General features: G+C 59.3%; 25 protein-coding genes. 11 read left to right on the forward strand and 14 right to left on the reverse strand.

Annotated features, from left to right (window positions below; all coding sequences use genetic code 11):
• Nucleotides 1-6: 6 nt before the first annotated feature.
• The 8 genes from aruF to acs form a co-directional block, all read right to left on the reverse strand.
• Nucleotides 7-1,026, reverse strand: coding sequence for an arginine/ornithine succinyltransferase subunit alpha (aruF, locus tag PSH86_RS23355; RefSeq protein WP_047228784.1), 1,020 nt, complete (start codon nucleotides 1,024-1,026; stop codon nucleotides 7-9).
• Between the two features lie 232 nt (nucleotides 1,027-1,258).
• Nucleotides 1,259-2,479: an aspartate aminotransferase family protein gene (locus tag PSH86_RS23360; RefSeq protein ID WP_116833276.1), complete on the reverse strand. Its 1,221-nt coding sequence runs from the start codon at nucleotides 2,477-2,479 to the stop codon at nucleotides 1,259-1,261.
• Between the two features lie 385 nt (nucleotides 2,480-2,864).
• Nucleotides 2,865-3,845, reverse strand: coding sequence for a GlxA family transcriptional regulator (locus PSH86_RS23365; RefSeq protein ID WP_109753909.1), 981 nt, complete (start codon nucleotides 3,843-3,845; stop codon nucleotides 2,865-2,867).
• A gap of 113 nt (nucleotides 3,846-3,958) precedes the next feature.
• Nucleotides 3,959-4,723: an ABC transporter ATP-binding protein gene (locus tag PSH86_RS23370; RefSeq protein ID WP_134925474.1), complete on the reverse strand. Its 765-nt coding sequence runs from the start codon at nucleotides 4,721-4,723 to the stop codon at nucleotides 3,959-3,961.
• A 56-nt stretch (nucleotides 4,724-4,779) separates the two neighbouring features.
• Nucleotides 4,780-5,478 carry an ABC transporter permease gene (locus PSH86_RS23375; RefSeq protein ID WP_109753907.1) on the reverse strand — a complete coding sequence of 233 codons (699 nt, stop codon included), beginning with the start codon at nucleotides 5,476-5,478 and terminating at the stop codon, nucleotides 4,780-4,782.
• Entirely contained in the window at nucleotides 5,475-6,164 is a 690-nt protein-coding gene (locus PSH86_RS23380) for an ABC transporter permease (protein ID WP_109753906.1), read from the reverse strand. Before PSH86_RS23380 ends, PSH86_RS23375 begins: the two co-directional genes overlap by 4 nt.
• Nucleotides 6,165-6,254: 90 nt before the next feature.
• Nucleotides 6,255-7,028 (reverse strand): ABC transporter substrate-binding protein, encoded by a 774-nt coding sequence (locus tag PSH86_RS23385; protein WP_109753905.1) that lies wholly within the window; start codon nucleotides 7,026-7,028, stop codon nucleotides 6,255-6,257.
• A 710-nt stretch (nucleotides 7,029-7,738) separates the two neighbouring features.
• Nucleotides 7,739-9,694, reverse strand: coding sequence for an acetate--CoA ligase (acs, locus tag PSH86_RS23390; RefSeq protein WP_109753904.1), 1,956 nt, complete (start codon nucleotides 9,692-9,694; stop codon nucleotides 7,739-7,741).
• 431 nt (nucleotides 9,695-10,125) lie between these two features.
• Here acs and PSH86_RS23395 point away from each other — a divergent pair, with 431 nt between their 5' ends.
• The 4 genes from PSH86_RS23395 to PSH86_RS23410 all read left to right on the forward strand — a co-directional run bounded on the left by PSH86_RS23395 (nucleotide 10,126) and on the right by PSH86_RS23410 (nucleotide 13,666).
• A complete protein-coding gene (locus PSH86_RS23395) occupies nucleotides 10,126-10,389 on the forward strand; it encodes a DUF2790 domain-containing protein (protein ID WP_053147209.1) in 264 nt (87 codons plus the stop codon).
• 31 nt (nucleotides 10,390-10,420) lie between these two features.
• Nucleotides 10,421-10,636: a hypothetical protein gene (locus PSH86_RS23400; protein WP_109753903.1), complete on the forward strand. Its 216-nt coding sequence runs from the start codon at nucleotides 10,421-10,423 to the stop codon at nucleotides 10,634-10,636.
• Nucleotides 10,637-11,126: 490 nt separating this feature from the next.
• The gene (locus tag PSH86_RS23405) at nucleotides 11,127-12,374 is read left to right on the forward strand and encodes a ribonucleotide-diphosphate reductase subunit beta (RefSeq protein ID WP_024776511.1); all 1,248 of its coding nucleotides are present in this window, start codon (nucleotides 11,127-11,129) and stop codon (nucleotides 12,372-12,374) included.
• 302 nt (nucleotides 12,375-12,676) lie between these two features.
• Complete coding sequence (locus PSH86_RS23410; RefSeq protein WP_305485225.1) at nucleotides 12,677-13,666, forward strand: hypothetical protein; 990 nt, start codon at nucleotides 12,677-12,679, stop codon at nucleotides 13,664-13,666.
• On the opposite strand, the gene PSH86_RS23415 is transcribed toward PSH86_RS23410, so the two are convergent.
• Complete coding sequence (locus PSH86_RS23415; RefSeq protein ID WP_305485227.1) at nucleotides 13,667-14,860, reverse strand: hypothetical protein; 1,194 nt, start codon at nucleotides 14,858-14,860, stop codon at nucleotides 13,667-13,669.
• 126 nt (nucleotides 14,861-14,986) lie between these two features.
• Nucleotides 14,987-15,799 carry a sulfite exporter TauE/SafE family protein gene (locus PSH86_RS23420; protein WP_176689635.1) on the reverse strand — a complete coding sequence of 271 codons (813 nt, stop codon included), beginning with the start codon at nucleotides 15,797-15,799 and terminating at the stop codon, nucleotides 14,987-14,989.
• 112 nt (nucleotides 15,800-15,911) lie between these two features.
• On the opposite strand from PSH86_RS23420, the gene PSH86_RS23425 reads away from it, so the two are divergent.
• Together PSH86_RS23425 and PSH86_RS23430 are read left to right on the forward strand one after the other, a co-directional pair.
• Nucleotides 15,912-16,700 (forward strand): helix-turn-helix domain-containing protein, encoded by a 789-nt coding sequence (locus PSH86_RS23425; protein ID WP_305485228.1) that lies wholly within the window; start codon nucleotides 15,912-15,914, stop codon nucleotides 16,698-16,700.
• Nucleotides 16,701-16,770: 70 nt separating this feature from the next.
• Entirely contained in the window at nucleotides 16,771-17,088 is a 318-nt protein-coding gene (locus PSH86_RS23430) for a helix-turn-helix transcriptional regulator (RefSeq protein WP_060740988.1), read from the forward strand.
• Between the two features lie 17 nt (nucleotides 17,089-17,105).
• On the opposite strand, the gene PSH86_RS23435 is transcribed toward PSH86_RS23430, so the two are convergent.
• Nucleotides 17,106-18,164, reverse strand: coding sequence for an MBL fold metallo-hydrolase (locus PSH86_RS23435; protein WP_116833291.1), 1,059 nt, complete (start codon nucleotides 18,162-18,164; stop codon nucleotides 17,106-17,108).
• A 189-nt stretch (nucleotides 18,165-18,353) separates the two neighbouring features.
• Between PSH86_RS23435 and PSH86_RS23440 the strand changes: the two genes are divergently transcribed.
• Nucleotides 18,354-18,962 (forward strand): TetR/AcrR family transcriptional regulator, encoded by a 609-nt coding sequence (locus PSH86_RS23440; RefSeq protein WP_109753897.1) that lies wholly within the window; start codon nucleotides 18,354-18,356, stop codon nucleotides 18,960-18,962.
• Between the two features lie 15 nt (nucleotides 18,963-18,977).
• Here the strand turns inward: PSH86_RS23440 and PSH86_RS23445 are convergent, their stop codons facing one another.
• Both PSH86_RS23445 and PSH86_RS23450 read right to left on the reverse strand, forming a co-directional pair.
• Entirely contained in the window at nucleotides 18,978-19,511 is a 534-nt protein-coding gene (locus PSH86_RS23445; RefSeq protein WP_305485234.1) for a DUF1003 domain-containing protein, read from the reverse strand.
• A gap of 92 nt (nucleotides 19,512-19,603) precedes the next feature.
• Entirely contained in the window at nucleotides 19,604-20,551 is a 948-nt protein-coding gene (locus PSH86_RS23450; RefSeq protein ID WP_212801362.1) for a LysR family transcriptional regulator, read from the reverse strand.
• A 14-nt stretch (nucleotides 20,552-20,565) separates the two neighbouring features.
• Between PSH86_RS23450 and PSH86_RS23455 the strand changes: the two genes are divergently transcribed.
• On the forward strand, nucleotides 20,566-21,276 hold the full coding sequence (locus tag PSH86_RS23455; protein ID WP_305485238.1) for a CTP synthase: 711 nt from the start codon (nucleotides 20,566-20,568) through the stop codon (nucleotides 21,274-21,276).
• Nucleotides 21,273-21,587, forward strand: a complete 315-nt coding sequence (locus PSH86_RS23460) for an antibiotic biosynthesis monooxygenase (RefSeq protein WP_109753893.1) — start codon at nucleotides 21,273-21,275, stop codon at nucleotides 21,585-21,587. Before PSH86_RS23455 ends, PSH86_RS23460 begins: the two co-directional genes overlap by 4 nt.
• A 155-nt stretch (nucleotides 21,588-21,742) precedes the next feature.
• Here PSH86_RS23460 and PSH86_RS23465 read toward each other — a convergent pair whose 3' ends face one another.
• Nucleotides 21,743-22,069 (reverse strand): DUF2025 family protein, encoded by a 327-nt coding sequence (locus tag PSH86_RS23465; RefSeq protein WP_109753892.1) that lies wholly within the window; start codon nucleotides 22,067-22,069, stop codon nucleotides 21,743-21,745.
• Between the two features lie 245 nt (nucleotides 22,070-22,314).
• On the opposite strand from PSH86_RS23465, the gene PSH86_RS23470 reads away from it, so the two are divergent.
• Together PSH86_RS23470 and PSH86_RS23475 are read left to right on the forward strand one after the other, a co-directional pair.
• Nucleotides 22,315-23,442: a glycerophosphodiester phosphodiesterase gene (locus PSH86_RS23470; RefSeq protein ID WP_305485243.1), complete on the forward strand. Its 1,128-nt coding sequence runs from the start codon at nucleotides 22,315-22,317 to the stop codon at nucleotides 23,440-23,442.
• 151 nt (nucleotides 23,443-23,593) lie between these two features.
• Nucleotides 23,594-23,899, forward strand: coding sequence for a PepSY domain-containing protein (locus PSH86_RS23475; protein ID WP_053124450.1), 306 nt, complete (start codon nucleotides 23,594-23,596; stop codon nucleotides 23,897-23,899).
• Nucleotides 23,900-23,943: the final 44 nt, after the last annotated feature.

The raw sequence follows: 23,943 nt of genomic DNA on the forward strand, positions 1-23,943 counted from the left end.
AAGGCGTTAAACCGCTACCAGGCGCACGCTGGCACCCTCGCCAACGCCCAGGGCTTCGGCCGCTTCCATGTCCAGGGTCACCGGCTTGCCCGGCGCGTAGTCGAGCTCCAGTAATACGGCGCGGTAATCCTGCAACTGGGCGTTGGCCACCAGGTATTGCCGGCCCGCCCCCTTGACCGGCTCACCGAGCTTGACCGGCACCACGCGGCTCTGGGCAATCGAGCGGATCCCCGAGACACGGGCATGCAGGGTCGGGCCACCGTCGAAGATGTCGATGTAGTGATCGGTTTCGAAACCCTCGCGCATCAGGATGTCGAAGGTGATCTGCGCCCGCGGATGGACCTGGCCCATGGCTTCCTGGGCCGCGTCCGGCAACAGCGGCACGTAGATCGGGTAATGGGGCATCAGCTCGGCGAGGAAGGTGCGGCTTTTCAGCCCGCACAAACGCTCGGCGGCGGCATAGTTCAGGTCGAAGAAGTTGCGACCGATGGCGTCCCAGAACGGCGAGTCGCCATTCTCATCGCTGTAGCCGACGATCTCGGTCACCACCGAATCGGCAAACCGCTCCGGATGGCTGGCGACGAACAGCAGGCGCCCGCGGGAGTTGAGTTCCGACCATGGCGAACCGACCAACTCCGGCACCACATAGAAGCTGGTCAGCAGGCTGTTACCGGTCAGGTCGTGGCACTGGGAGAGCACGTGGATCTTGTTGTGGATCTTCAGCTCACGGGAGGCGTGGACGAAGGTCTCGTTGCGAAAGCTGTAGAACGGTTCGGAATAACCGGCCGAAGCGACGATGGCCGAACAGCCCGCCAGTTTGCCGGTCGCGGTGTCTTCGAGGACAAAGAAATAGCTTTCTTCGCCGTTGAAGCTGACTTCGGCGGCAAACGAGGCCTCGCTTGCGGCGATCTTGTCGCTCAGGCGTTCCACGTCATCCGGCAAGGAAGTGACACCGATCGGACTGTCCGCAGCCAGACGCTGTACCTCGCCCAGATCAGCCATTTGCGCGGGGCGCATCACCAGCATGGTGTCACTCCTTAACTTGAAATAAAGGGTTCGACCGTTGGGTCGACAAAGAGAAAAAATACCGGACCTGCCTCCCTATTGACTCAAAAGTGGGAGCAGGTTTGTGGGAGCAAAGCTTGCTCGCGATGCAGGCAATGAGTTCTACCTGCAAGGCCGAGGCGATCCGTCGCGAGCAAGCTTTGCTCCCACAAAAGCCCGGCTCCACATTGGAGCCGGTACAGTCTGTAAACAATCAGGCTTGCGTCAGCTTCGCCGCAGCCCGCTCGAAACGGTCCAGGCCGGCATCGATGTCGGCGTCTTCCACCACCAGGCTCGGGGCGAAGCGAATCACGTCCGGGCCGGCTTGCAGGATCATCAGGCCTTCCTGTTCGGCGGCGTTGAAAATGTCCTTGGCCTTGCCTTTCCAGGCATCATTCAACACACAACCGATCAACAGGCCCAGGCCGCGCACTTGAGTGAACAGGCCGTATTTCGTGCCGATCTGCTCCAGGCGCGTCTTGAACTTATCGTGCTTGGCCTTGACGCCGGCGAGCACTTCAGGGGTATTGACCACATCGATCACCGCTTCGGCCACCGCACAAGCCAGCGGGTTGCCGCCGTAGGTGGTGCCGTGGGTGCCAACCACCAGGTGCTTGGCCAGTGCTTCGGTGGTGAGCATCGCCGCGATCGGGAAACCACCGCCCAGGCTCTTGGCACTGGTGAGGATGTCCGGGATCACGCCGTAGTGCATGTAGGCGAACAGCTCGCCAGTGCGGCCCATGCCGGTCTGCACTTCGTCGAAGACCAGCAGCGCGTCGTGCGCATCGCACAGGTCACGAGCACCTTGCAGATAAGCCAGTTCAGCCGGCAGCACACCGCCCTCGCCCTGGATCGGTTCCAGCACCACGGCGCAGGTCTTGTCCGAAACAGCCGCTTTCAAAGCGGCCAGGTCGTTGTAAGGAACGTGGGTGATGCCAGTAATTTTAGGCCCGAAACCGTCGGAGTACTTCGACTGTCCGCCGACGTTGACGGTAAACAGGGTCCGACCGTGGAAGCTGTTGAGCGCGGCGATGATTTCGTACTTCTCGCTGCCGAAACGATCGAACGCGACACGACGGGCCAGCTTGAAGGCGGCCTCGTTGGCTTCGGCGCCGGAGTTACAGAAGAACGCGCGCTCGGCAAAGGTTGCGTCGACCAGTTTATGGGCCAGGCGCAGGGCCGGCTCATTGGTGAAGACATTGGACACGTGCCACAGCTTGTTGGCCTGTTCGGTCAGTGCGCCGACCAGTGCCGGGTGGGCATGGCCCAGTACGTTGACTGCGATACCGCCAGCAAAGTCGATCAACTCGCGACCGGACTGATCCCATACGCGGGAACCGGCACCACGCACAGGTATGAAGGCAGCAGGTGCATAGTTGGGAACCATAACCTGGTCGAAATCGGCGCGTTGTACCGCGGCTTGCTCAACGGACATCGGAGTCTCCTGATGAGGAACACCCGCCTGGAACTGGCGGGCTTGGTAAGGATTGTAAGGACAGTTTTCAGCCCGGCCTTGCCGCCAAGCGACAACTTCTTATAGCGCCAACCCACGTTTTTCGCGGGTTTACGGCAATGCGACAAATAGCGTCGCAAAGGCGCAGTTTAAACGTTGGCAGCGGATTTGAGGCGCCCGCCTCGAGATTTGATTCAGACGCTTCCCCCTTGCCAGGCACAACACTTGTGGCGAGGGGATTTATCTGTGGGAGCAAAGCTTGCTCGCGATGAACGATAACTCGGTTAGCCTGCACAAACGTGGCGCCTGCATCGCGGGCAAGCCTTGCTCCCACAGACCCACTCACCACAAGGCGGCTGTGTCAACCCTAGCCCCGCTCGGACGGCACCGACGACAGTTCGAACGGGCTGCTGCTGCGCCGCTGGTTCCGATCTTCCCGGGGCGTGGCGCCGAAGAAGTTGCGGTAGGCGCTGGAGAAATGCGGCCCTGAAGAGAACCCGCAGGACAGGCCGATCTGGATGATGGACTTGCTGGTCTGCATCAGCATCTGCCGGGCCTTGTTCAGGCGCAGTTCCAGGTAGTACTGGCTTGGCACGCGGTTGAGGTATTGCTTGAAGATCCGCTCCAGTTGTCGACGGGACACGCACACATGCTGGGCGATTTCGTCGGTGGTTAGCGGCTCTTCGATATTGGCCTCCATCAGCAGCACGGCCTGGGTGAGCTTTGGATGGCTGGAGCCGAGGCGGTTCTGCAGCGGGATGCGCTGGCGCTCGCCGCCCTCGCGAATGCGCTCGACCACCAATTCTTCCGACACCGCACCGGCCAGTTCCGCGCCATGATCGCGAGCCAACACCGCCAGCAACAGGTCCAGCACCGACATGCCGCCGCAAGCGCTCAGACGATCGCGATCCCAGTCGAACAGATGACTGGTGGCGATGACCTTGGGGAAGCGCTCGGAGAAGTCATCCTGCCAGCGCCAGTGCACGGCGGCACGGTAACCGTCGAGCAAACCCAGCTGAGCCAAGGGATAGACGCCCGCGGACAAACCACCGATCACACAACCGGCGCGCACCAGTTGCTTGAGGGCGCTGCTCAGGGGCGAGGCCAGGGCGGTCGGCGGCTCATCGGCCAGCAGGAACAGCTTCTGGAAACCCTCGAGCTTGCCGGCCCAGGGCTCGCCCGGCAGTTGCCAGGCGCCGTCGACCGGCGGCTCGGCCTGCAAGAACGACAATTCGTAGACCACGTCCGGATGCACCCGCTGCGCGACACGCAAGGCCTCCTCGGCCAGCGCCAGCGTCAAGGCTTTAGTGCTGGGCCAAATCAGGAAACCTATTCGATGGGCAGTCATGGCGGGCAATCCGAAGCGAAAACAGTGTTAAAGCCAAAAGCGGCTGCAACCAAATTAGACCATCTGGCGCGCGGTGCGCAGCATGACCCAAATCAGGTGCGTAACGGGAGCGATTACTTGAGGCTGCCCGAAAGAAATTGTTGCAAGCGCTCCGATTGCGGATTGACCAGCACTTCGCGCGGGTTGCCGCTTTCTTCGACGAGACCTTTGTGCAGGAATACCAACTGGTTCGACACTTCACGGGCAAAACCCATTTCGTGGGTCACCACCACCATGGTCCGGCCTTCCAGGGCCAGGGACTGCATCACTTTGAGCACGTCGCCCACCAGTTCCGGGTCGAGGGCCGAGGTCGGCTCATCGAACAGCATCACCTCTGGCTCCACCGCCAGCGCACGGGCAATCGCCACGCGCTGCTGTTCGCCACCGGACATATGGCCCGGGTAAGCGTCCTTGCGATGCGCCACGCCAACCTTGTTCAGGTAATACTCAGCTTTTTCGCGAGCCTCGGCCTTGGCCACGCCCAACACATGCACCGGCGCTTCCATGATGTTTTCCAGCGCGGTCATGTGGGACCACAGGTTGAAATGCTGGAACACCATCGATAGTCGCGAACGCATGCGCTGCAACTGCTTGGCGTCCGCAGCCTTCAAGGCGCCGTCCTTGCCGGCCACCAGCTTCAGCTCTTCGTTGTTGAGCAGAATCTTGCCGGCGTGGGGTTGCTCAAGCAGGTTGATACAGCGCAGGAAGGTACTTTTGCCGGAACCACTGGAACCGATGATGCTGATCACATCGCCGGCGGCGGCTTTCAGGGACACGCCCTTGAGCACTTCGTGACTGCCATAGCGTTTATGCAGGTCTTGGACTTCAAGCTTGTACATGCGGTCGGTTCTCACAAAACGTCAGTCGTTGAGCAGTCGATCGGATCGATGCGTTATCAGTGCTTGCGCGGGGCCAGGTAACCCAGCCAGCGGCGTTCGGCCAGTTTGAACAGGCGCACCAGGATGAAGGTCAGGCACAGGTAGAAAACGCCGGCCGTGATGTAAGCCTCGAACGGCAAGTAGTACTGCGCATTCACCGTGCGCGCGGCACCGGTGATGTCGATCAGGGTCACGATGGACGCCAGGCTGGTGGTCTGCAACATCATGATCACTTCGTTGCTGTATTGCGGCAGCGCCCGACGCAAGGCCGACGGCAGCAAGATCCGGCGATACAACTTATAGCGCGACATGCCCATGGCCTTGGCCGCTTCGATCTCACCGTTAGGCGTGGCCCGCAGGCTGCCGGCGATGATTTCGGCGGTGTAGGCACTGGTGTTGATCGCGAACGCCAGGCATGCACAGAAGGTCGCGCTGGACAGCCACGGCCAGAGGAAGCTTTCACGCACGATCGCGAACTGCGCCAACCCGTAATAGATCAGGAACAGCTGCACCAGCATCGGCGTGCCGCGAATCACGTAGGTGTAGAGCCACGCCGTCATGTTGACGAGCGGCTGCTTCGAGACGCGCATCAGCCCCAGGGGCAGCGCCGCCAGCAAGCCGAAGAACAGCGACAGCGCCAGCAGCTTCAAGGTGGTCAGCAGGCCACTGAAGTACAGCGGCAAGGCTTCGTAGATGACGTTGTAGTCGAAGATCATAGATCAGCCGCCCTTACGCCTACCGAGTAGCGCTTCTCGAGGTGACGCAATGCCAGCAACGAGACACTGGTAATCACCAGGTACATCGCCGCCACTGCGAGGAAGAAGGTGAAAGGCTCGCGAGTGGCATCCGCCGCCTGCTTGGCCTTGAACATCATGTCTTGCAGGCCCACCACGGAAATCAGCGCGGTGGCCTTGGTCAATACCAACCAGTTGTTGGTGAAGCCCGGGATCGCCAGGCGAATCATCTGCGGCACCAGCACCCGGAAGAACACCTGGAACCCGTTCATGCCGTACGCCATGCCCGCCTCGGCCTGGCCCTTGGGGATCGCCATGAATGCACCGCGAAAGGTTTCCGACAGATAGGCACCGAAGATGAAGCCCAGGGTGCCGATACCGGCCGCCAGCGGGTTCAGGTCGATGTAGTCGTCATAGCCGAGCATCGGCGCCAAGCGATTGAGCAAGTCCTGACCACCGTAGAAAATCAGCAGGATCAGCACCAGGTCCGGAATACCGCGAATGACCGTGGCATACAGGTCGCCCAGCCACGCCAGCCAACGCACCGGCGAGAGGCGCAATGCGACCCCGATCAGCCCCAGGACGATGGCCAGGGCCATGGACGACAAGGCGAGCTGAAGCGTCAACCATGCGCCATCGAGGATGACAGCCCCGTAGCCTTTCAACATGATTCAGGTCCTCGAAAGTAGGATGAAAAAATGGCGCAAACCGCAGAGATCCTGTTGCTTGCGCCATTTCGCACGAGTGGCGGGACGTCGTTACTTGCCGTAGATGTCGAAAGCGAAGTACTTGTCCTGGATTTGCTTGTATTTGCCGTTCTCGCGGATGGCGGTGATCGCGCCATTGATCTTGTCTTTCAGCGCATCGCCCTTGCGAACCGCGATTCCAATACCGTCGCCGAAGTATTTCTCATCGGTGAAGGCCGGGCCGACGAACGCAAAGCCTTTGCCGGCGTCGGTTTTCAGGAAACCGTCATCCAACAGCGTGGCGTCTGCCACGGTACCGTCGAGACGGCCGGCAGCCACGTCCAGGTAGATCTCGTTCTGCGAACCGTACGGCTTGATCTCGGCACCCAGCGGGGCCAGGACTTCACGGGCGAAACGCTCGTGGATCGAACCGCGCTGTACGCCAATGTTCTTGCCCTTGAGCTCGGCCAGGTTGTCGCCGACCTGGGTGCCAGCCTTCATCACCAGACGGGCCGGGGTGTTGTAGTACTTGTTGGTGAAATCAACGGACTTCTTGCGGTCTTCAGTAATCGACATGGACGACAGGATCGCATCGATCTTGCGCACCTTGAGCGCCGGGATCAGACCGTCGAACTCTTGCTCGACCCACACGCACTTGACCTTCATCTCTTCGCACAGCGCGTTGCCGATGTCGTAGTCGAAACCGACGATACTGCCATCCGGAGCTTTCGAGGCGAACGGAGGGTAAGCCGCTTCGATACCAATCTTCAGGGGCTTCTCATCAGCGAAGGTAGGCAGGGACAGCACGGACAGTGCCAGGGCGCCAAGCAGCACAAGTTTCTTCATCTTGGAACTCCATCGGTAAAGGGCGAAAACGGCAGAGTGAGCAACAGCCCAATATGCGAATGGTGGAACGAACTTTGGTGCTGCGTCCTAGGAAGCTCACGTTTATTCAACGCGAGCCACGACGAGCGAGTGATCGGCATTCTAACGACAGGCCCGAAGCCGATATTTCTTCAATGCGACAACAAATTACAGAAGCACCGAGAAAGCGGTTCAGGCTCATTGACAGCCTCGCAAATTCATGCAAGAGCAAAAGAAGGGAAACCGATCTATGCTGCAAATAGCGGGCCCATTATTCGCAAACCCTTCTAATCCGGCAAGCACAGCGTGTCGGCTTATTTTTCAAGACGCCTGGAGCCGCCCTATGACGGGGCTTGGCGTTTCACATCGCCCCGTTGTGGCGCCTTTGGTTACACATTTCGAAACACCGGTAACGTTCAGACAGCTCTTACTTTAAACGCCGATATTTATTCATCCACCGACCCCGTGGCGAGGGAGCTTGCTCCCGCTGGGCTTCGAAGCAGCCCCAAAGCCAGGCAGCGCGGTCGTTCAGTCATACCGCGTTGGCCGGTTTACGACTGCTGCGCAGCCGAGCGGGAGCAAGCTCCCTCGCCACAAAGGCACCACACTTCAAGCCCTCCTAGCGCTAGCGACCATAAAAAAGCCCCACCCGGCAAATACCGGGCGGGGCTTTTCGGTGTTACTGGCGACCGTCAGGCCACGTTCATGGTCTTGTGCGTCTCGATCAGATGCGCCACCACGCCCGGATCGGCCAGGGTGGAAATATCACCCAAGCCGTCGTACTCCGCCGTGGCGATCTTGCGCAGGATGCGGCGCATGATCTTGCCGGAACGGGTTTTCGGCAGGCCCGGGGCCCACTGGATAACGTCCGGCGAAGCAATCGGACCGATCTCCTTGCGCACCCAGTTCTTCAGCTCCAGGCGCAGGGCTTCGCTGGTTTCCTCGCCAGCATTGAGGGTCACGTAGACATAGATCCCCTGCCCCTTGATGTCGTGCGGCACACCCACCACCGCCGCTTCGGCGACTTTCGGGTGGGCGACCATGGCGCTTTCGATCTCGGCGGTACCCATGCGGTGACCGGACACGTTGAGCACGTCATCCACCCGACCGGTGATCCAGTAGTAGCCGTCCTCGTCGCGACGCGCACCGTCACCGGTAAAGTACATGCCGCTGAAGGTCTTGAAGTAGGTGTCGACAAAACGGTCGTGGTCGCCGTACAGCGTACGTGCCTGGCCTGGCCACGAATCGAGGATGACCAGGTTGCCTTCGGCCGGGCCTTCGATCAGGTTGCCGAGGTTGTCCACCAGCGCCGGCACCACACCGAAGAACGGACGCGTGGCCGAGCCTGGTTTCAACGCCGTGGCGCCCGGCAGTGGGCTGATCAGCACGCCACCGGTTTCGGTCTGCCACCAGGTGTCGACGATCGGGCAACGTTCCTTGCCGACATTCTTGTAGTACCAGTCCCAGGCTTCCGGATTGATCGGCTCGCCCACTGAGCCCAACAGGCGCAGGCTGCTGCCATCGGCGCCTTCGACAGCGGCGGTGCCCGAGGCCATCATCGCGCGGATGGCGGTCGGCGCGGTGTAGAGGATGCTGACCTTATGCTTGTCGACGACCTTGGCCACCCGAGTGATATCCGGGTAGTTCGGCACGCCTTCGAACAGCAGCGTGGTCGCGCCATTGGCCAGCGGGCCGTAGACGATATAGCTGTGGCCGGTGACCCAACCGACGTCGGCGGTGCACCAGTAGACTTCGCCCGGCTTGTAGTCGAACACTCGCTCATGGGTCAGCGCCGCGTACAGCAAATAGCCGGCCGTGGTGTGCTGCACCCCCTTGGGCTTTCCGGTGGAACCGGAGGTGTAGAGGATGAACAGCGCTTCTTCAGCGCCCATTTCCTTCGGCGCGCAAACGGTGCCGGCCACTTTCATCAGGTCTTCGTACCAGATGTCGCGGTGCTGGTTCCACTTGATGTTGCCAGCGGTGCGCTTGCACACAATGACTTTCTGGATGCTGCTGGTTTCCGGGTTGGTCAATGCGTCATCGACGTTGGCCTTGAGTGGAATCTTCTTGCCGGCGCGAATACCTTCGTCGGCAGTGATGACTACTTTGGATTTGCAGTCGATGATCCGGCCGGCCAGCGCTTCAGGCGAGAAACCGCCGAACACCACCGAGTGGATCGCACCAATCCGGGCACAGGCCAGCATGGCGACCACGGCTTCAGGGATCATCGGCATGTAGATCGTCACCACGTCGCCGCGATGCACGTCCTGGCCACGCAAAGCGTTGGCGAACTTGCAGACTTCTTCATGCAGCTCGCGATAGGTAATGTTGCGGCTCTCGGACGGGTCATCGCCCTCCCAGATAATCGCAACCTGATCACCGCGCTCGGCCAGATGACGGTCGAGGCAGTTGTAGGAAACGTTCAAGGTGCCGTCGGCGAACCACTTGATGTCGACATGGTGATCATCGAAGGACGTCTGCTTCACCGTGGTGAAAGGCTTGATCCAATCGAGGCGCTTGGCCTGCTCACGCCAGAAGCCGTCCGGGTTGACGACCGACTGCTGGTACATAGCCTTGTAGGTCGCCTCGTCAGTCAGCGTATTAGCCGCAACCTCGGGGCGAACGGGATACACAGAAGCCGCACTCATCTTTCTTACCTCGGAGACATAGTTGTTTTTGTATGGTCCCGTTGTAGCCCGGGGCGGGCCTATAGAACCATTCGACGATGGTAGTAACAAGTCCCTACAAAATGTCGGTACTAACGTGCAAGGCTCTGCCTGCGGGGGTTTTCCTGTGTGGGAGCGAGCCTGCTCGCGATGGCGGCGGCAAATCCAACATAGATGCAACAGACAACACCCGCCACCTGCAGCGATTATTACCAGATCAACCAACAGTGTTTATCAAAACCCGGTCTTTTTGCGATCACCCCCTCCCCCTAAAATCCATCTCGCCAACCGGCAAACACGATTAACGCAACACAGCCCCCACGAAGGCCGTTAATCCAACTTCCAAAACTTGCTCCACACGCAACCCCAAAAAGGTTGCGTGACCCCACTCGACCTCAAGAAAGGTGAATTAGATGAAAGCTTTATGGGTTCTGGTCCTCGGCAGCCTTTGCGCCACCGCGATGGCAGACGAGGCCCCGACCGACGTCGCACAGCAAAAACCGGCCATTGAGGAGTACACCTACTCCACCCACCTGGACATCGCCAAAGTCATCTCCATGAGCGAAATCCCCAATGTCTGCGAAGTGGTCCCGGCGAAAATGGAATACGACGACTCCAAGGGCCAGCGCCACATCCTGCGCTACAGCGTCATGGGCAACGGTTGCTCCAACGGCTGATCAATCTTTGAACGAATCAGGAGCAACCACCATGAAAGCCCCACTGATCCTCGCCTTGACCCTATCCGTACTGGCCACCAACACCTTCGCTGCCGACGGGTTCGATCGCACCGGTTCAGCCGCCGCGATCAGTCGGTACGACGTGGCGGATTCCGCCATCATCGCGACTGACGACTACACCACCACGACACCAACCACTGTCGCCTCAGATGGCAGCGATCACACCGGTTCCGCCCATACCGATTGATCATTACTGGCATTTTCCATGGCCCGATTTCGATCGGGCCTGGTTGTGTCTGCAACCGCCGAAAACCCTCCACAAACACAACATGTAGTGTAAAACCGCAAAAAACGCTCGTTTTTTGATCAAAAAAAACCGCCATCCGATCCATGCAAAAAAAATCTTCGGCGGCCAAAGCCTTGTAAACACTCGCTCCCAAGCGGGTATGCCCTTCGCTGTCCCTTCTGTGAGCCATTTCGCCGCAGCACGTAGGCAAAAAAGTCCTTATAATGCCGCCTCAAACGGGCCTGCAATATTCCCTTACAGGGAATCAAGCCAGCCTGAAGCCCACGCCAGGACCAATTCACCTCCTTGCGTTCACCGCCGCTTCAGAATGACCCGTACATTTTTCTGTTTATTGCCTGCGTCAGCTGCTGCAACAAACGATTTTTCAAGATCCACCGCGGCCAGTAGGCCTTCATCGGGCATCTGGCCCTCACGCAGGAGACGACACGTCATGCTGAGCTGGGACGAATTCGACAAAGAAGACGGCGAAGTCGCTGTCAAAGGCGCCAACGCCGGCCACGCTTCTGAAGCCAACATGGACCGCCTCGACAGCGCCGGCGGTGCCGCCGCCCTCGAAGCCCGGGCCGTGACGGCCAGCGACTCGGCCGCGATCATTCGCGCCAAGGCCGCCCTCGACAAACTCGACGTCGCCGAAGGCCTCGCTGAACTCGAAGGCGCCTCCGCCCGTGTCGCCGTCGATGAAAAACGCATGATCAACTGCCGCGCCGACCTCAACCAGCTCGTGCCGTTCAAATACGACTGGGCCTGGCAGAAGTACCTGGACGGCTGCGCAAACCACTGGATGCCGCAAGAAGTCAACATGACCGCCGACATCGCCCTCTGGAAAAACCCGGAAGGCCTGACCGACGACGAGCGCCGCATCGTGATGCGCAACCTGGGCTTCTTCTCCACCGCCGACTCCCTGGTTGCCAACAACCTGGTCCTGGCCGTGTACCGCCTGATCACCAACCCGGAATGCCGCCAGTACATCCTGCGCCAGGCTTTCGAAGAGGCGATCCACACCCACGCCTACCAGTACTGCATCGAATCGCTGGCCATGGATGAAGGCGAGATCTTCAACATGTACCACGAGATCCCATCGGTCGCGAAAAAAGCCGCCTGGGGCCTGAAATACACCCGTTCGATCTCCGATCCGAAGTTCGAAACCGGCACCCCGGAAACCGACAAAGAACTGCTGCGCAACCTGATCGCCTACTACTGCGTCCTGGAAGGCATCTTCTTCTACTGCGGCTTCACCCAGATCCTGTCCATGGGCCGCCGCAACAAAATGACCGGCGTCGCCGAGCAGTTCCAATACATCCTGCGCGACGAATCCATGCACCTGAACTTCGGCATCGACGTGATCAACCAGATCAAAATCGAAAACCCGCACTTGTGGGATGCCGAGATGAAGGAAGAAGCGACCCAGATGATCCTGCAAGGGACTCAACTGGAGATCGAATACGCCCGCGACACCATGCCTCGCGGCGTGCTGGGCATGAACGCGGCGATGATGGAAGACTATCTGAAGTTCATCGCTAACCGTCGCCTGTCGCAGATTGGTCTGAAGGAAGAGTACCCAGGGACGACTAACCCGTTCCCTTGGATGAGCGAGATCATGGACTTGAAGAAAGAGAAGAACTTCTTTGAGACTCGGGTGATTGAGTATCAGACGGGTGGGGCTTTGAGCTGGGATTGATACCTGAGCTCATAACGATTTGACGATGGTTACCTGCGTCGAAACGTAAATAAAAGCCCCGATCCGATCGGGGCTTTTTATTGGGTCGAGATTATTCGATATGGGTGACTTGTGGGTTATCTCAGGGCCCAGCGGGAGCAAGCTCCCTCGCCACCAGTCGGGGCCAGGCTGATGGTTGTGTTGTGTCATTGGGAATCGCGAGCAGGCTCGCTCCCACAGGGTTTGTGGTGGATTCAAACAAGGGGTGCAGCCCGCCGCGCCCTTCGGTATTAATACACTTCCTCTCACGGACCCGAGCCCCGATGAAATTCGACACCGCCTACTGCCTCAGCCTCGATGCCAAGCTTTCGATCTATGACGTTCGGGATCTGAATTTCGACGAGACCATGGCATTCGATTCGGCCAAGGAGCGCTTTCAGTGCCCCAACGACGCCTGTCGGGCGGCGTTTGATGAGGACAATCGGCTAACGACATTCAACGCCAAGAACGTCAATTACATCCGCACGCCGCATTTCAAGAATCAGCCAACGACCCAGCATATCGAGGGCTGCCCTTATGTCAGTCCGAAAACGCCGGGGTTGGGTGCGGAGAGTGGCGAAGCGGAATCGGATGACGACCGTGAGGAACATTTTCCGTCGGAGCTGTTGCTGACTCGGCGTCAGTACGTGCGTAAACCGCTCAATCAGTTGAAGGACGTCGAAGCGAATCAGCCTACGTCGCCCAATCTATCGTCCCACGGTGATGACACTCGTTCCGCCCATGATTCGACACCCGACAAGACCAGCGTCTTCGCCCATCCAGTGGAGTGTTTCATCTCGAACTTCGATAACAAGGACCTGCTCAAGCGCATGCCGCTGAAGATTGGCGAGCACACGGCGCCCTATGCCTCGTTCTTCAAGAAGATCGATTACCTGCTGGACAACAAGGGATTGATTTACTGGGGCAAGATCAAGGAGATCAAGGATTACACCCAGAGCTTTCGCATCGACTTCGAAGCCAAGGTCTGGTTCAAGCAACCGGACGAGGCGAAGAAGAAGCCTTACTCGGTCAACGTTTACCTGAGCAAGAAGCTGATCGACAACTACCGCAAGCGCAAAGCGTTTCTGGAAGAGATCAAGCATGCTGTCGACAGTAATGCGCCGTTGTATTGCTTCTTTTATGGCGTGACGCCGGAGTTGAAACAGGTGCCGAGCAAGAAAAACCCCGAACAGACATTCGGGGTGTTCAGCGCCAACATCGAGAACCTGGATCACTTCATTATTCGAGAAGCGCCGGGGTTGGCTGAGGGCTAGTCACTCATCCTGGGGCAATTGAAGTTTGACCGCACCGGGGTGTTGTTTTACGACAGCATACGGCAGCACCGACCAGCCTGGGTCATCACAGACGCGTTGCGCGCGGGCGAAGAACGGTCCCAGGTACAAACCTTTTTCGGTGAAGTACCAATTGGAATAGCCCCAGACGCCCTCATCGGTGTAGTCGCAGCTGTCCTCATCCGTTGGTTTCAGCATCTCGTCGGGGTACAGCGTGGTGAATTGCCTGATCAGCCATGGCGCGAATACTTCGCGTTGGTAAGTGTATCGCGCCCTGCTCTCTTCATCGGTCAAAGGGGCATCACCCGCGTCGTCGTGGCCGGCGTGCAGCGGTGGCTTGTCTGTGCCAACCCAGAGCACGTCTTCCAGCGACAGAGTGTGGCCGGTGTGCGCGTCGAGCGTGAGCGGCGAATTGCCAAAATCCGGGTGGACGCCGCCGCAGTAATAGCTGGTGGAAATGTTCAGGCTGATCACATCGGGCGATAGGTATTTGGGCGCGACGCCTTGGTCGAACTCGGCATTATCGGCCCCCTGCAACAAACAACCGTAGTAGCTGATGACTTCGGTCCAGAGGCGCCCCAACAATTGCCGATTGACCCGCTGCAGCTCATCTTTCGAGTAGCCGGACTCGACGCTGAACATGGAAATACCGGATTGTGGCTCCGTCCACCATTGCAAGTCATGGCCCATGAAAGATTCTTTCTTGCCCGGTTTGAGTTTCAAGCCTTGCAGACGGAGATACTCATAAGGGTCACTTTTTTGCAGCTCGGCGATAACGGGGGGAAGATCGGCCCCAGGAGCCGGGAGCCTGGCTTCGGTCACCTGCACGGGCAGAACTTTGCCCTTGGGGCTTTTCCATTCACCCTGCCAGCCGTTGGCCGTTTTTTTTAACGTCAGGGTTGGCAGTGATTGGCCGTCGTCGTAACGGGTACCGCCCTCGACCAGCGTCAGGGTCTTTTCTTGCAGCGAACCGCTCAACCCCAAGTCACGATGGTATTTCTCATAGAAATAGCGACCGATGACTTCGTCCTCTTGAGCGGTGTTGAGTCCCAGCACAATCGGCATCTTGCCCAAGGTTCCGGTAAAGACGCGGCTGCTTCCTTCGGCACTGGCTGTCGAACAGAGCGCGAGCAGGCACGTGGCGCTGGATGCGAGGAGTAACAGTCCTTTGAACATGGAATCTTCCTGGAAAGAAGCGAGTGCTCGCTTGGGAAAAGAGTGGCGCGGAGTATGGCGAATCTGAACTCCGGAATCGATATTTCACTCCTTATCATGGGATTTCAAACAACGCCGCGTAGCGAGTTACTGTACCGATATGCCCAGCATCACGACCACTAGCAACCCGAGATAGACCCAAGCGTGAAGTCGATCCGGTATGCGCCCGATCCAAGGCGTAGCAAAGCGAATCCCCACTAACGATCCTATCGTCAAAACCGCGAACGCCTGCAAATCCAGATACCCGACAAACCAGGGCCCCAAATCCCTGGTAATCCCCGCCATGGCCATGTAAGTCAGCGTTCCGACCACCGCGACCGGCAAACTCAATGGGTTCGCCATAGATGTTGCCTGGGACATACTCAGCCCACGACGACGCAGCAACGGCACAGTCATGACGCTACCTCCTACGCCCAAAAACGTAGCAATGGCGCCGATGACGACTCCACCTCCCCATACTTCTGCCCTGCCCAATGGACGTGGGGCTACAGCGTCAGAGTGTGTAAGAAAACCGCGTCTGAACAGGCAGTCCAGAATCGTGATTCCCAGATAAACGATGAAACCATAGCGAATCACTTCGCCGCTCGCCCAAATCGCTGCCACGGCTCCAACGACTGCGCCCAGGCCGATATAGCCGGCCAACGGCCAAAGGTAGCGGCGAAGGAGGTTACCGGCGCGGTGATGCTTTGCGGTGGCGATCAGCCCGTTGACCACCATCACGCAGGTGGAGGTGGCCACAGCAATGTGCATCGCCGATTGGCCGATGGGGTCGTCAACACCGTGGCTAGCTGTAAGCATGCGATACATCAAGGGCACCACGACGAAGCCACCACCGAAACCAAACAGCACCGCCGTCACGCCACTCAGGCAACCGAAGCACGCGAGCAATACATAGAACATCGAGGCGAATCCATGAAAAGGGAGGCGCCCACGATAGGTAAGCGAAGCCTGGCCTGCTGTAGCAAACCAGCCAATAATGTTCGCATTTACGCCAATCACGAATGGCTCATCGATGCGCAACACCTCGATCGATTTATTGGATGCGACACCCAGGGTTGTCGTCGCCATTGGCACCGATTATCCCCACGGACATTTGTTGCCGCTGCACCACCATCGCCGGGCCCAGTTACTGTATGGCGCCACTGGCGTGATGCAGGTCAGCACCGAGGACGGCAATTGGGTGGTGCCGCCGCAACGGGCGGTGTGGATTCCGCCAGAGGTGGCCCATGAAGTGCTGATGCTGGGCGTCAGCACCCGCAGTCTGTACATCGAGCCGGCGGCGGTGACGGCCATGGATGCCCGCTGCCAGGTCATCAATGTGTCGCCCCTGATGCGCCAGCTGCTGTTGGAAGCCGTGGAGCTTGCGCCTGATTACGACGAGGCTGGGCGGGACGGTGCGCTGATCAATCTGTTGCTGCACGAACTGCTGCGCAGCGCACATCTGCCGCTGCACCTTCCACTGCCCAAGGATTCACGCCTGCTCGGCCTGTGCCAAGCGTTCCTCAAGCATCCCGATGCCCATGTCTCGCCCGTGGAATGGGCGGCGCAATTGCATATCAGCCTACGGTCGTTCAATCGTCTGTTCAGCCGGCAAACCACGCTGAGTTTCAGCCAGTGGCGGCAGCAAGCGTGTGTCATGGCGGCGTTGGCCCGCCTGGCCGAAGGTGATGCAGTGACGCGAATAGCCCTTGATCTGGGCTACGACAGCCCCGCTGCGTTCTCCACCATGTTCCGTCGGGTCCTGGGCCACGCCCCGAGTGCCTGGTTAGAAAAGACCACTGGTCACCGATCAAAAAAATGAGATTGATCCGGGCTCAAAACAACTGTACAAAAACACAGTATTTTTGAATCCACAGCTTTGGAGAACTCCCATGGCCTCTCTCGCAATCAAAACCACTCTGGAACGCATCGCTGTCTATCAATTCACCCCCGCCCACAGTGCACAGGCCCGAGCTATGCTGGGCTGGAGTGTCGAGGAGCTGTCCCGCCAATCCGGTGTCTCGGTCCAGGCCATCCGCCGCTTCGAGGCCGGCGGCGAGTTGCTCGATGTGACTCGCCTGGCCCTGGCGTTTCGCCTGGAAGCCGAGGGCCTGGTGTTCTTCCCCGGCTTCGCACCGGGTCGCGGCATGAATATCAAGGGCGCGACGCCGGATCCCATGGGGCGACCCGATTACGCAATGATTGAATAGCGCAGGCTCCGCGTGCGCTACGCGATGCCTGCCTGGTCCTGATACGCCGAGGGCTCCACGTCCAGCCACCAGGCCCGGCCACGTTGCGGCTGCGTCAGGGTGAATGCCTCGCCCATTTGCGGCGTGGTGATGCAGACGTTGCGCTCCCAGGCCAGGGCCAGGATGCGGTCGAAGGGTTCGTACCAGGCATGCATCGCCAGGTCGAACGTGCCGTTGTGGATCGGCAGCAACCAACGGCCCTTGAGATCGATATGAGCCTGCAGTGTCTGCTCCGGTTGCATGTGCACATGGGGCCAATCGACGTTGTAGGCGCCGGTTTCCATCAGCGTCAGGTCAAAGGGCCCGTATTGCGCGCCGATGCGTTTGAAACCGTCGAAATAGCCGGTATCGCCGCTGAAGAAAATTCGGCTGGCGCCGTCGATCATCACCCACGAGGCCCACAAGGTGCTGTTGCTATCGAACAGGCCGCGTCCGGAAAAGTGCTGGGACGGCGTAGCGATGAACTCGATACCGTCCACCTCGGTACCTTGCCACCAGTCCAACTGCTGCACCTTGTCGGCGTCGATGCCCCATTTGATCAGGGTGTCACCCACGCCAAGAGGCGTCAGGAAGTGGCGAGTCTTGGTCGCCAGCTTGAGGATGGCCTGATGATCGAGGTGGTCGTAATGATCATGGGAAAGGATCACTGCTTCGATCGGCGGCAGCTCTTCAAGGCTGATGGGCGGCTGATGAAAACGCTTGGGGCCGACCCATTGCACGGGCGAGGCGCGTTCGGAAAAAACCGGGTCAGTCAGCCAGAATTTGTCCCGCAGCTTGAGCAGAACAGTGGAATGGCCGAGGCGCCAGACGCTGTTGTTAGGCGCGGCCAACAGCGCGGCGCGCGTCAACGGTTGAACCTCGATGGCGCCCGCAGGCCGGGTGGTGCGCGGCTTGTGGAAGATCATGTTCCAGATGATGCGTAGGGTGGTACCAAAGCCTTCCCGAGGAGTGAAGGCGTGGTTGCGATACTTGCCCTGTTCCTGCCGGGATGAAGGGAAGGCAGACGGGCTGTCGGTGGAAAAAGAGGGAATGGTCATGGTGCGATAACTCCAAGGACGTCGTCGCAATTGCGCTTCGCCGTTGTGGGACGCTGGATGGCCGTTGCATGCACGCTCAGCCGTCTGACTCAAAACTACACCACTCGGTGTAGTTTCTAGATTGCATGAATCCCGAGAGCAAGTAAACTTCCGAGTGTAATTTCTATCATCTCAACCGACGAATTGCCCATGACCGCACCGCAGCGCCTTACCGAGCGAAAACGCGAAGCCATCCTCCAGGCCGCGATTGCTGAATTCCGTAGCAGCGGTTTCGAGATCACCAGCATGGACAAGATCGCAGCGACAGCCGGCGTATCGAAACGTACGGTGTACAACCATTTCCCGAGCAAGGAAGAGTTGTTTGCCGAAATTCTGAATCGGTTATGGAACAGCATTACCGCAGAACAGGACATGCCCTACAGCCCGCAAAAGCCGCTACGGGATCAGCTCCAAACGTTGCTGCAAGCCAAACTGCACATGCTCGCAGACGAGAACTTCCTCGACCTGGCGCGCATCGCCATCGCCGCGACTATCCACTCCCCCGAGCGCGCCCAAGACATGGTTGCGCGCATGGGACAACGTGAGGAAGGCTTGACTGCCTGGATTCGCATGGCCCAGGCCGATGGCCGCTTGAAGCCCGTGGAACCGGCATTTGCCGCCCAACAAATGCATGGGCTACTCAAGACGTTCGCCTTTTGGCCGCAGGTTTCGATGGGACAACCAAGCCTGACCCTGGATGAGCAGACCCAGGTGATCGAGTCGGCCCTCGACATGTTCCTGAGCCGTTACCAAGCCTGATCAGCCAATGGAGGACTACTGCATCGATGGGTTGTGCATGACCTTCTGATGCAGTTCGGTAGTCAAGCTGTCGATACGCTCGGTCAATGCCTTGGTCATTTCCGTCAGGCGGGTGTTCTGTTCCAACAATTCGAGCAACTGCGCCGTATTCTGCGCGGCCTGGGCCTGGCGCTCGCTGTTGGCGATGGCCAAGGCTTCGCGATGTTGCGCATCGGCTTCCGCCTGGGCTTTGTCCCGAGCTGCCTGGCGGGTCTGCGCCAGCAAAATCAGCGGCGCGGCATAGGCCGACTGCAGGCTGAATGCCAGGTTCAGCAAGATGAACGGGTAAGCATCGAAATGAACGACGCCCAACAGGTTCAGGCTGACCCATATCAGCACGATCAAGGTTTGCGCGCCGAGGAACATCGGAGTCCCGAAAAAACGCGCGAACGCCTCCGCTCTCAACGCAAAGCGATCATTGCCAAAGGTCGGCGCCAGATGAGCGTGAGGGCGATGAAAACGCAAGTGGTCAACGGGCGCGGGGGGGGTGGGTTGGGAAGACTTCGTCATCGTGATGTTCTCTGCCAAGGGCTGGTGCTCAACGCACTATAACCGTTGGGGGACCGTCATCCAGAGTCATGCGCACCCTGCCCCGTTGAAAGTCAGCGCCAGCGCAGATTGCGCCCCAGCTCATCGAACAAGGTCACCACCGAACGCAAGGCCCGGCAGTCCGGACGAGTCAGGAGCCACAGGGCCGTGTCATACCCCTCCAGCGGTTCGCCAAGGGGCCTCAGGCCCTGGCGTTCATCGATCAGAAAGTCCGGCAGCGCCGCAACGCCCAAGCCGGCTCGCACCAGCTCGGTGACCGAAAGCATGCTGTTGCAGCGATAAGCAGGCACCACGCCGGGTAGCGATTGGCGGCGCCAGGCCACGGTGGGGTGATCGGGAAGGAAGTCGTCCGGCGCGATCCAGGTCATGGAGGCCAAATCATCCGGACTCGCCGAGCGCAGGTACGTGGCGCCGACACATACCCGGTAAGTCACGCGCCCCAGATTTCGCCCAACCAGGTGTTCCGGCGGCGTACGGGTCAAACGCAACGCAATGTCGGCATCACGGCGGCTCAGGTTGGCGAAGTCGTTCGAGGTGCTCAGCTCAAGGGTCAATGCCGGGTAGTCGGGCATGAACCTCGCCAACGCCGGCAGCAGCAATGCTTGCAGGACCGAGTCGGTGCACGTCAGTCGTACCGTGCCGCTGACGACCTCGCCCCCCTGCTCCACACCGATCCGCGCTGCCTCCAAAGCCTGCTCCGCGCGCTCGGCCTGCTCAGCCAATGCTTGGGCCAGGCTCGTGGGCAGGTATCCAGAACGACTTTTTTCGAACAAGGGTTGGCCCAGGGCCGCCTCGAGTCGGCGTACCGAGCGGAATACCGTGGACACATCCACTTGCAGCAGTCGCGCAGCCCGAGCCAGTGAGCCACCACGGACCAGCGCGAGGATCAGGGACAGATCCGGGTAGTCCAGACGATAGTGCGTCGATGCATTGAACACTTGGATAAACGCCAATATTGATTGCGTGAACGCCAATCTATAGTGGCGACCAGCAATCAACAAGCGGCGAACATCCCATGGAAAACCAGCGTTCTTTACACATCGCTCTGGTCGGCGACTATGACCCACAGATAACGGCCCATCGGGCGATCCCCCGCGCCCTTGAGCTCATCGCCAGGCAAACCGGACAAGAGAGTAGCTGCCAGTGGTTGGCAACCGACGCCATCGCCGACAACAACGTTCTGGATGACTTCGATGGCGTCTGGTGCGTGCCCGGCAGTCCTTACCGAAGCGAAGGCGGCGCCTTGCACGCGATTCGTTTTGCTCGGGAACAGCGTCGCCCTTTCCTGGGCACCTGCGGCGGCTTTCAGCATGCCTTGCTGGAATACGCCCGTAACGTGATGGGCTGGGCCGATGCCGCCCATGGCGAAACCGCTCCCGAGGCTGAGCGGGCCCTGTTGACGCCGCTGAGCTGCGCCTTGGTCGAAACCATCGACAGCCTCCAGCTCGAAGTGGGTTCCCTGATCGCCAGGGCCTATGGTCGCCAGACGATTTTCGAGGGCTATCATTGCCGTTTTGGGGTCAATCCGGATTTTGAAAAAGACTTGCTGAGCCAGCGTCTGCACGCCGTGGCCCGGGATTCGGCTGGCGACCTGCGGGCGGTAGAGCTGCGCGATCATCCATTCTTTGTCGCGACGCTATTCCAACCTGAGCGTGCTGCGCTGGAGGGGCGCATGCCACCGCTGGTCAACGCGTTTGTCGAAGCATGCGCCAGGGCAACACGATGAGTGCCCATTACTATGCGGTGATCTTCACCTCCCTGCGCACCGAGGGTGACCAAGGCTACGCCGAAGCCGCCGAGCGCATGTTGGCCTTGGCTCGAGAGCAGCCAGGGTTTCTCGGCGTCGAATCGGCCCGCGGTGAAGATGGCTTGGGCATCACCGTGTCCTACTGGAGCAGCGAAGCGGCGATCCTGGCCTGGAAGCAGCATCCCGAGCATAGCGCGATCCGCGAGCGTGGCCGCTCCACCTGGTATGCCTACTGCCACACGCGGGTGTGCAAGGTTGAACGCGATTATGCGTTCCAACGCCAAACCTGATGCTTGAATCGGTGCTGAATGTTCCACCGTCTTCGCGAGCAAGCCCACTCCCACACTGAATCTCGGGTGTTCACAGAGCCTTCCTTCACCACAAATCCACTGTGGGAGCTGAGCTTGCTCCCACAGTGTTCCTTGTTCAACTCGAGATCCCGGCTTCAGCCTGTCACCAACTGCCGCACCGCCACGATTTCCGGCAGGTCGCTGCGGGCCATGTACACCCGTAAAGGTTCGGTGAGGTTGATGCGGTCGTCGATGTGCTGGTCCAGCAACAACTGGATGCGCTCGCGCTTGAGGGCCATGGTGCCGTCTGCCACCTCAGCCCAGACAAACTCGCTGGCGGGAATGATGCCGTCGTCGGCCACGTCCATGCCAAAGGCGTCTTCGCTGAAACGTACGATGTAGTGGCCGGTCTTGCGGTTCAGACCGACAAACCCCTTGAGCTGGTCGGCGGCCTGGCAGATGAATGTCGAAGTGGTGCGCATGGTAAACCTCATGGATGCGTCCCTCGGGACGTCTGATCGATGGTTTACACGCAGGGCAAGTGAACGATGGTTTCGGGTTTCCCTCTGCCGGGGAAACTGGTGCTGCCAAGGGTACTGCAAAGCATCCTGGAAATGCGTGGGAAAATTCTGCTTTGCACACGTTTATGTCGGTATGGCGATAGCGCCGACAGCGTTCAGTTGCTAAAAGATAGGTTTTTGCACACACCCACGAAAGGATTTCGAGCATGCCTGTCACTTTTACCCGCAGCGCCTTGGTGCTGAGCCTGTTGCTCGGCTTCGGCCAGACACAAGCCTCCGAGGCCTCGTCACCCAAGGCGCTGGCAGCCCTCCAGGGCATTCCGCACCCGGCGGTCATCGCCCACCGTGGCGCTTCGTTCGACGCGCCGGAATCCACTGCCGCGGCCTACAAACTGGCCCGAGACCTGGGCGCCGACTATCTGGAACTGGACCTGCAACGCAGCAAGGACGGTGTGTTGTTCGTCCTGCATGACGACAGCCTGCTGCGCACCACGGATGTCGCGGCCAAGTTTCCCGAACGCAAGGACAGCACCGCCAACCAGTTCACCATGGCGGAACTCAAGACTCTCGATGCCGGCAGCTGGTTCAACACCGCCTACCCGGACCGTGCCCGCCCTTCATTCGCCGGCCTGAAAATCCTCACCCTGGATGAAGTGATCGACATCGCCGAGGGCAACCCGCTGCACAAACCAGGGCTGTACATCGAGACCAAGGAGCCGAAGCTGTTCCCCGGCATCGAACGTGATCTGAAGGACAAATTGCAGGACCGCGGCTGGCTGAGCCCAGCCGGGTCGAAACTGGCCAAACGCGCCACCGGGGTCGGCCAGGGCAAGGGCAAGGTGGTCTTGCAGACCTTTGAAAAGAGCAGCCTCGAACTGCTGCACAAAGAGATGCCGAAAGTGCCGAAGATCCTGCTGTTGTGGGTGGGCGAAGGCAACATCGAGCCCAAGTCCAAGGTGCCTTTTGCCCAATCCGGTGAAACGGACAAGGCGGTCTATTACGCCAAGCAGGAACCCAAGGACAAGGCCGAATTCGAAAAGTGGGTCCAGTACGCCAAGGCTCAGGGTGCGATAGGCACCGGACCGTCCGCCGCCTTGACCCACGGCGGTAGCCAGAGTTACTCGGACCTGGTGCAACCGTGGATGAACCAGTACACCCATGACCAGGGTCTGCTGGTGCATGTCTACACCGTGGATGAAGCGGTGGACTTCAAGAAAGTGATGGATGCCGGCGTCGATGGCATCTTCACCAACCGCGCCAGTGAACTGCTCAACTACTTCAAGCGCCCCGAGACTGGCAGCGTCGCGCAGTTACTGGAAAAGAACGGCTACTGAACCCGAACACGCCTATGGGGGAGGACTTTGCCCCATAGGCCCCCACTCGGCACTTCAGAAGTTTTTTCGAATTAAGGGTGAATTAAGTTGCCACAGATAATCTGGCACCACTTAAACGACTCCCCCCTTAATGACACCAAGGAAAGAACTTATGAAAACTTTGACTGCCCTGTTCACCGCTGCCGCCCTGACCCTCACCGCGGGCCTGGCCCAGGCCGATGTACGCATCGACCAGATCCCACAACTGGTCAAGGAAGGCAAGATCAAGTCCCTTGAATCGATGAACGAAGAAGCCCTGAAGTTGCACCCGGGCGCGACCATCACCGACACCGACCTGGACAATCATTTCAACGGTTATGAGTATGAAGTCGAATTGAAAACCGCCGACGGTAAAGAATTCGACGTGGACTTTGATGCCACGACCGGCAAGGTCTTGAGCAACAAGCAAGACACTTGATCCATCAGTAGAAAAGAGCCGCGTAACCTTGGGGTTGCGCGGCT

It is taken from the genome of Pseudomonas sp. FP2300 (genome assembly GCF_030687595.1).
In the GTDB taxonomy this organism is placed as follows: domain Bacteria; phylum Pseudomonadota; class Gammaproteobacteria; order Pseudomonadales; family Pseudomonadaceae; genus Aquipseudomonas; species Aquipseudomonas bijieensis.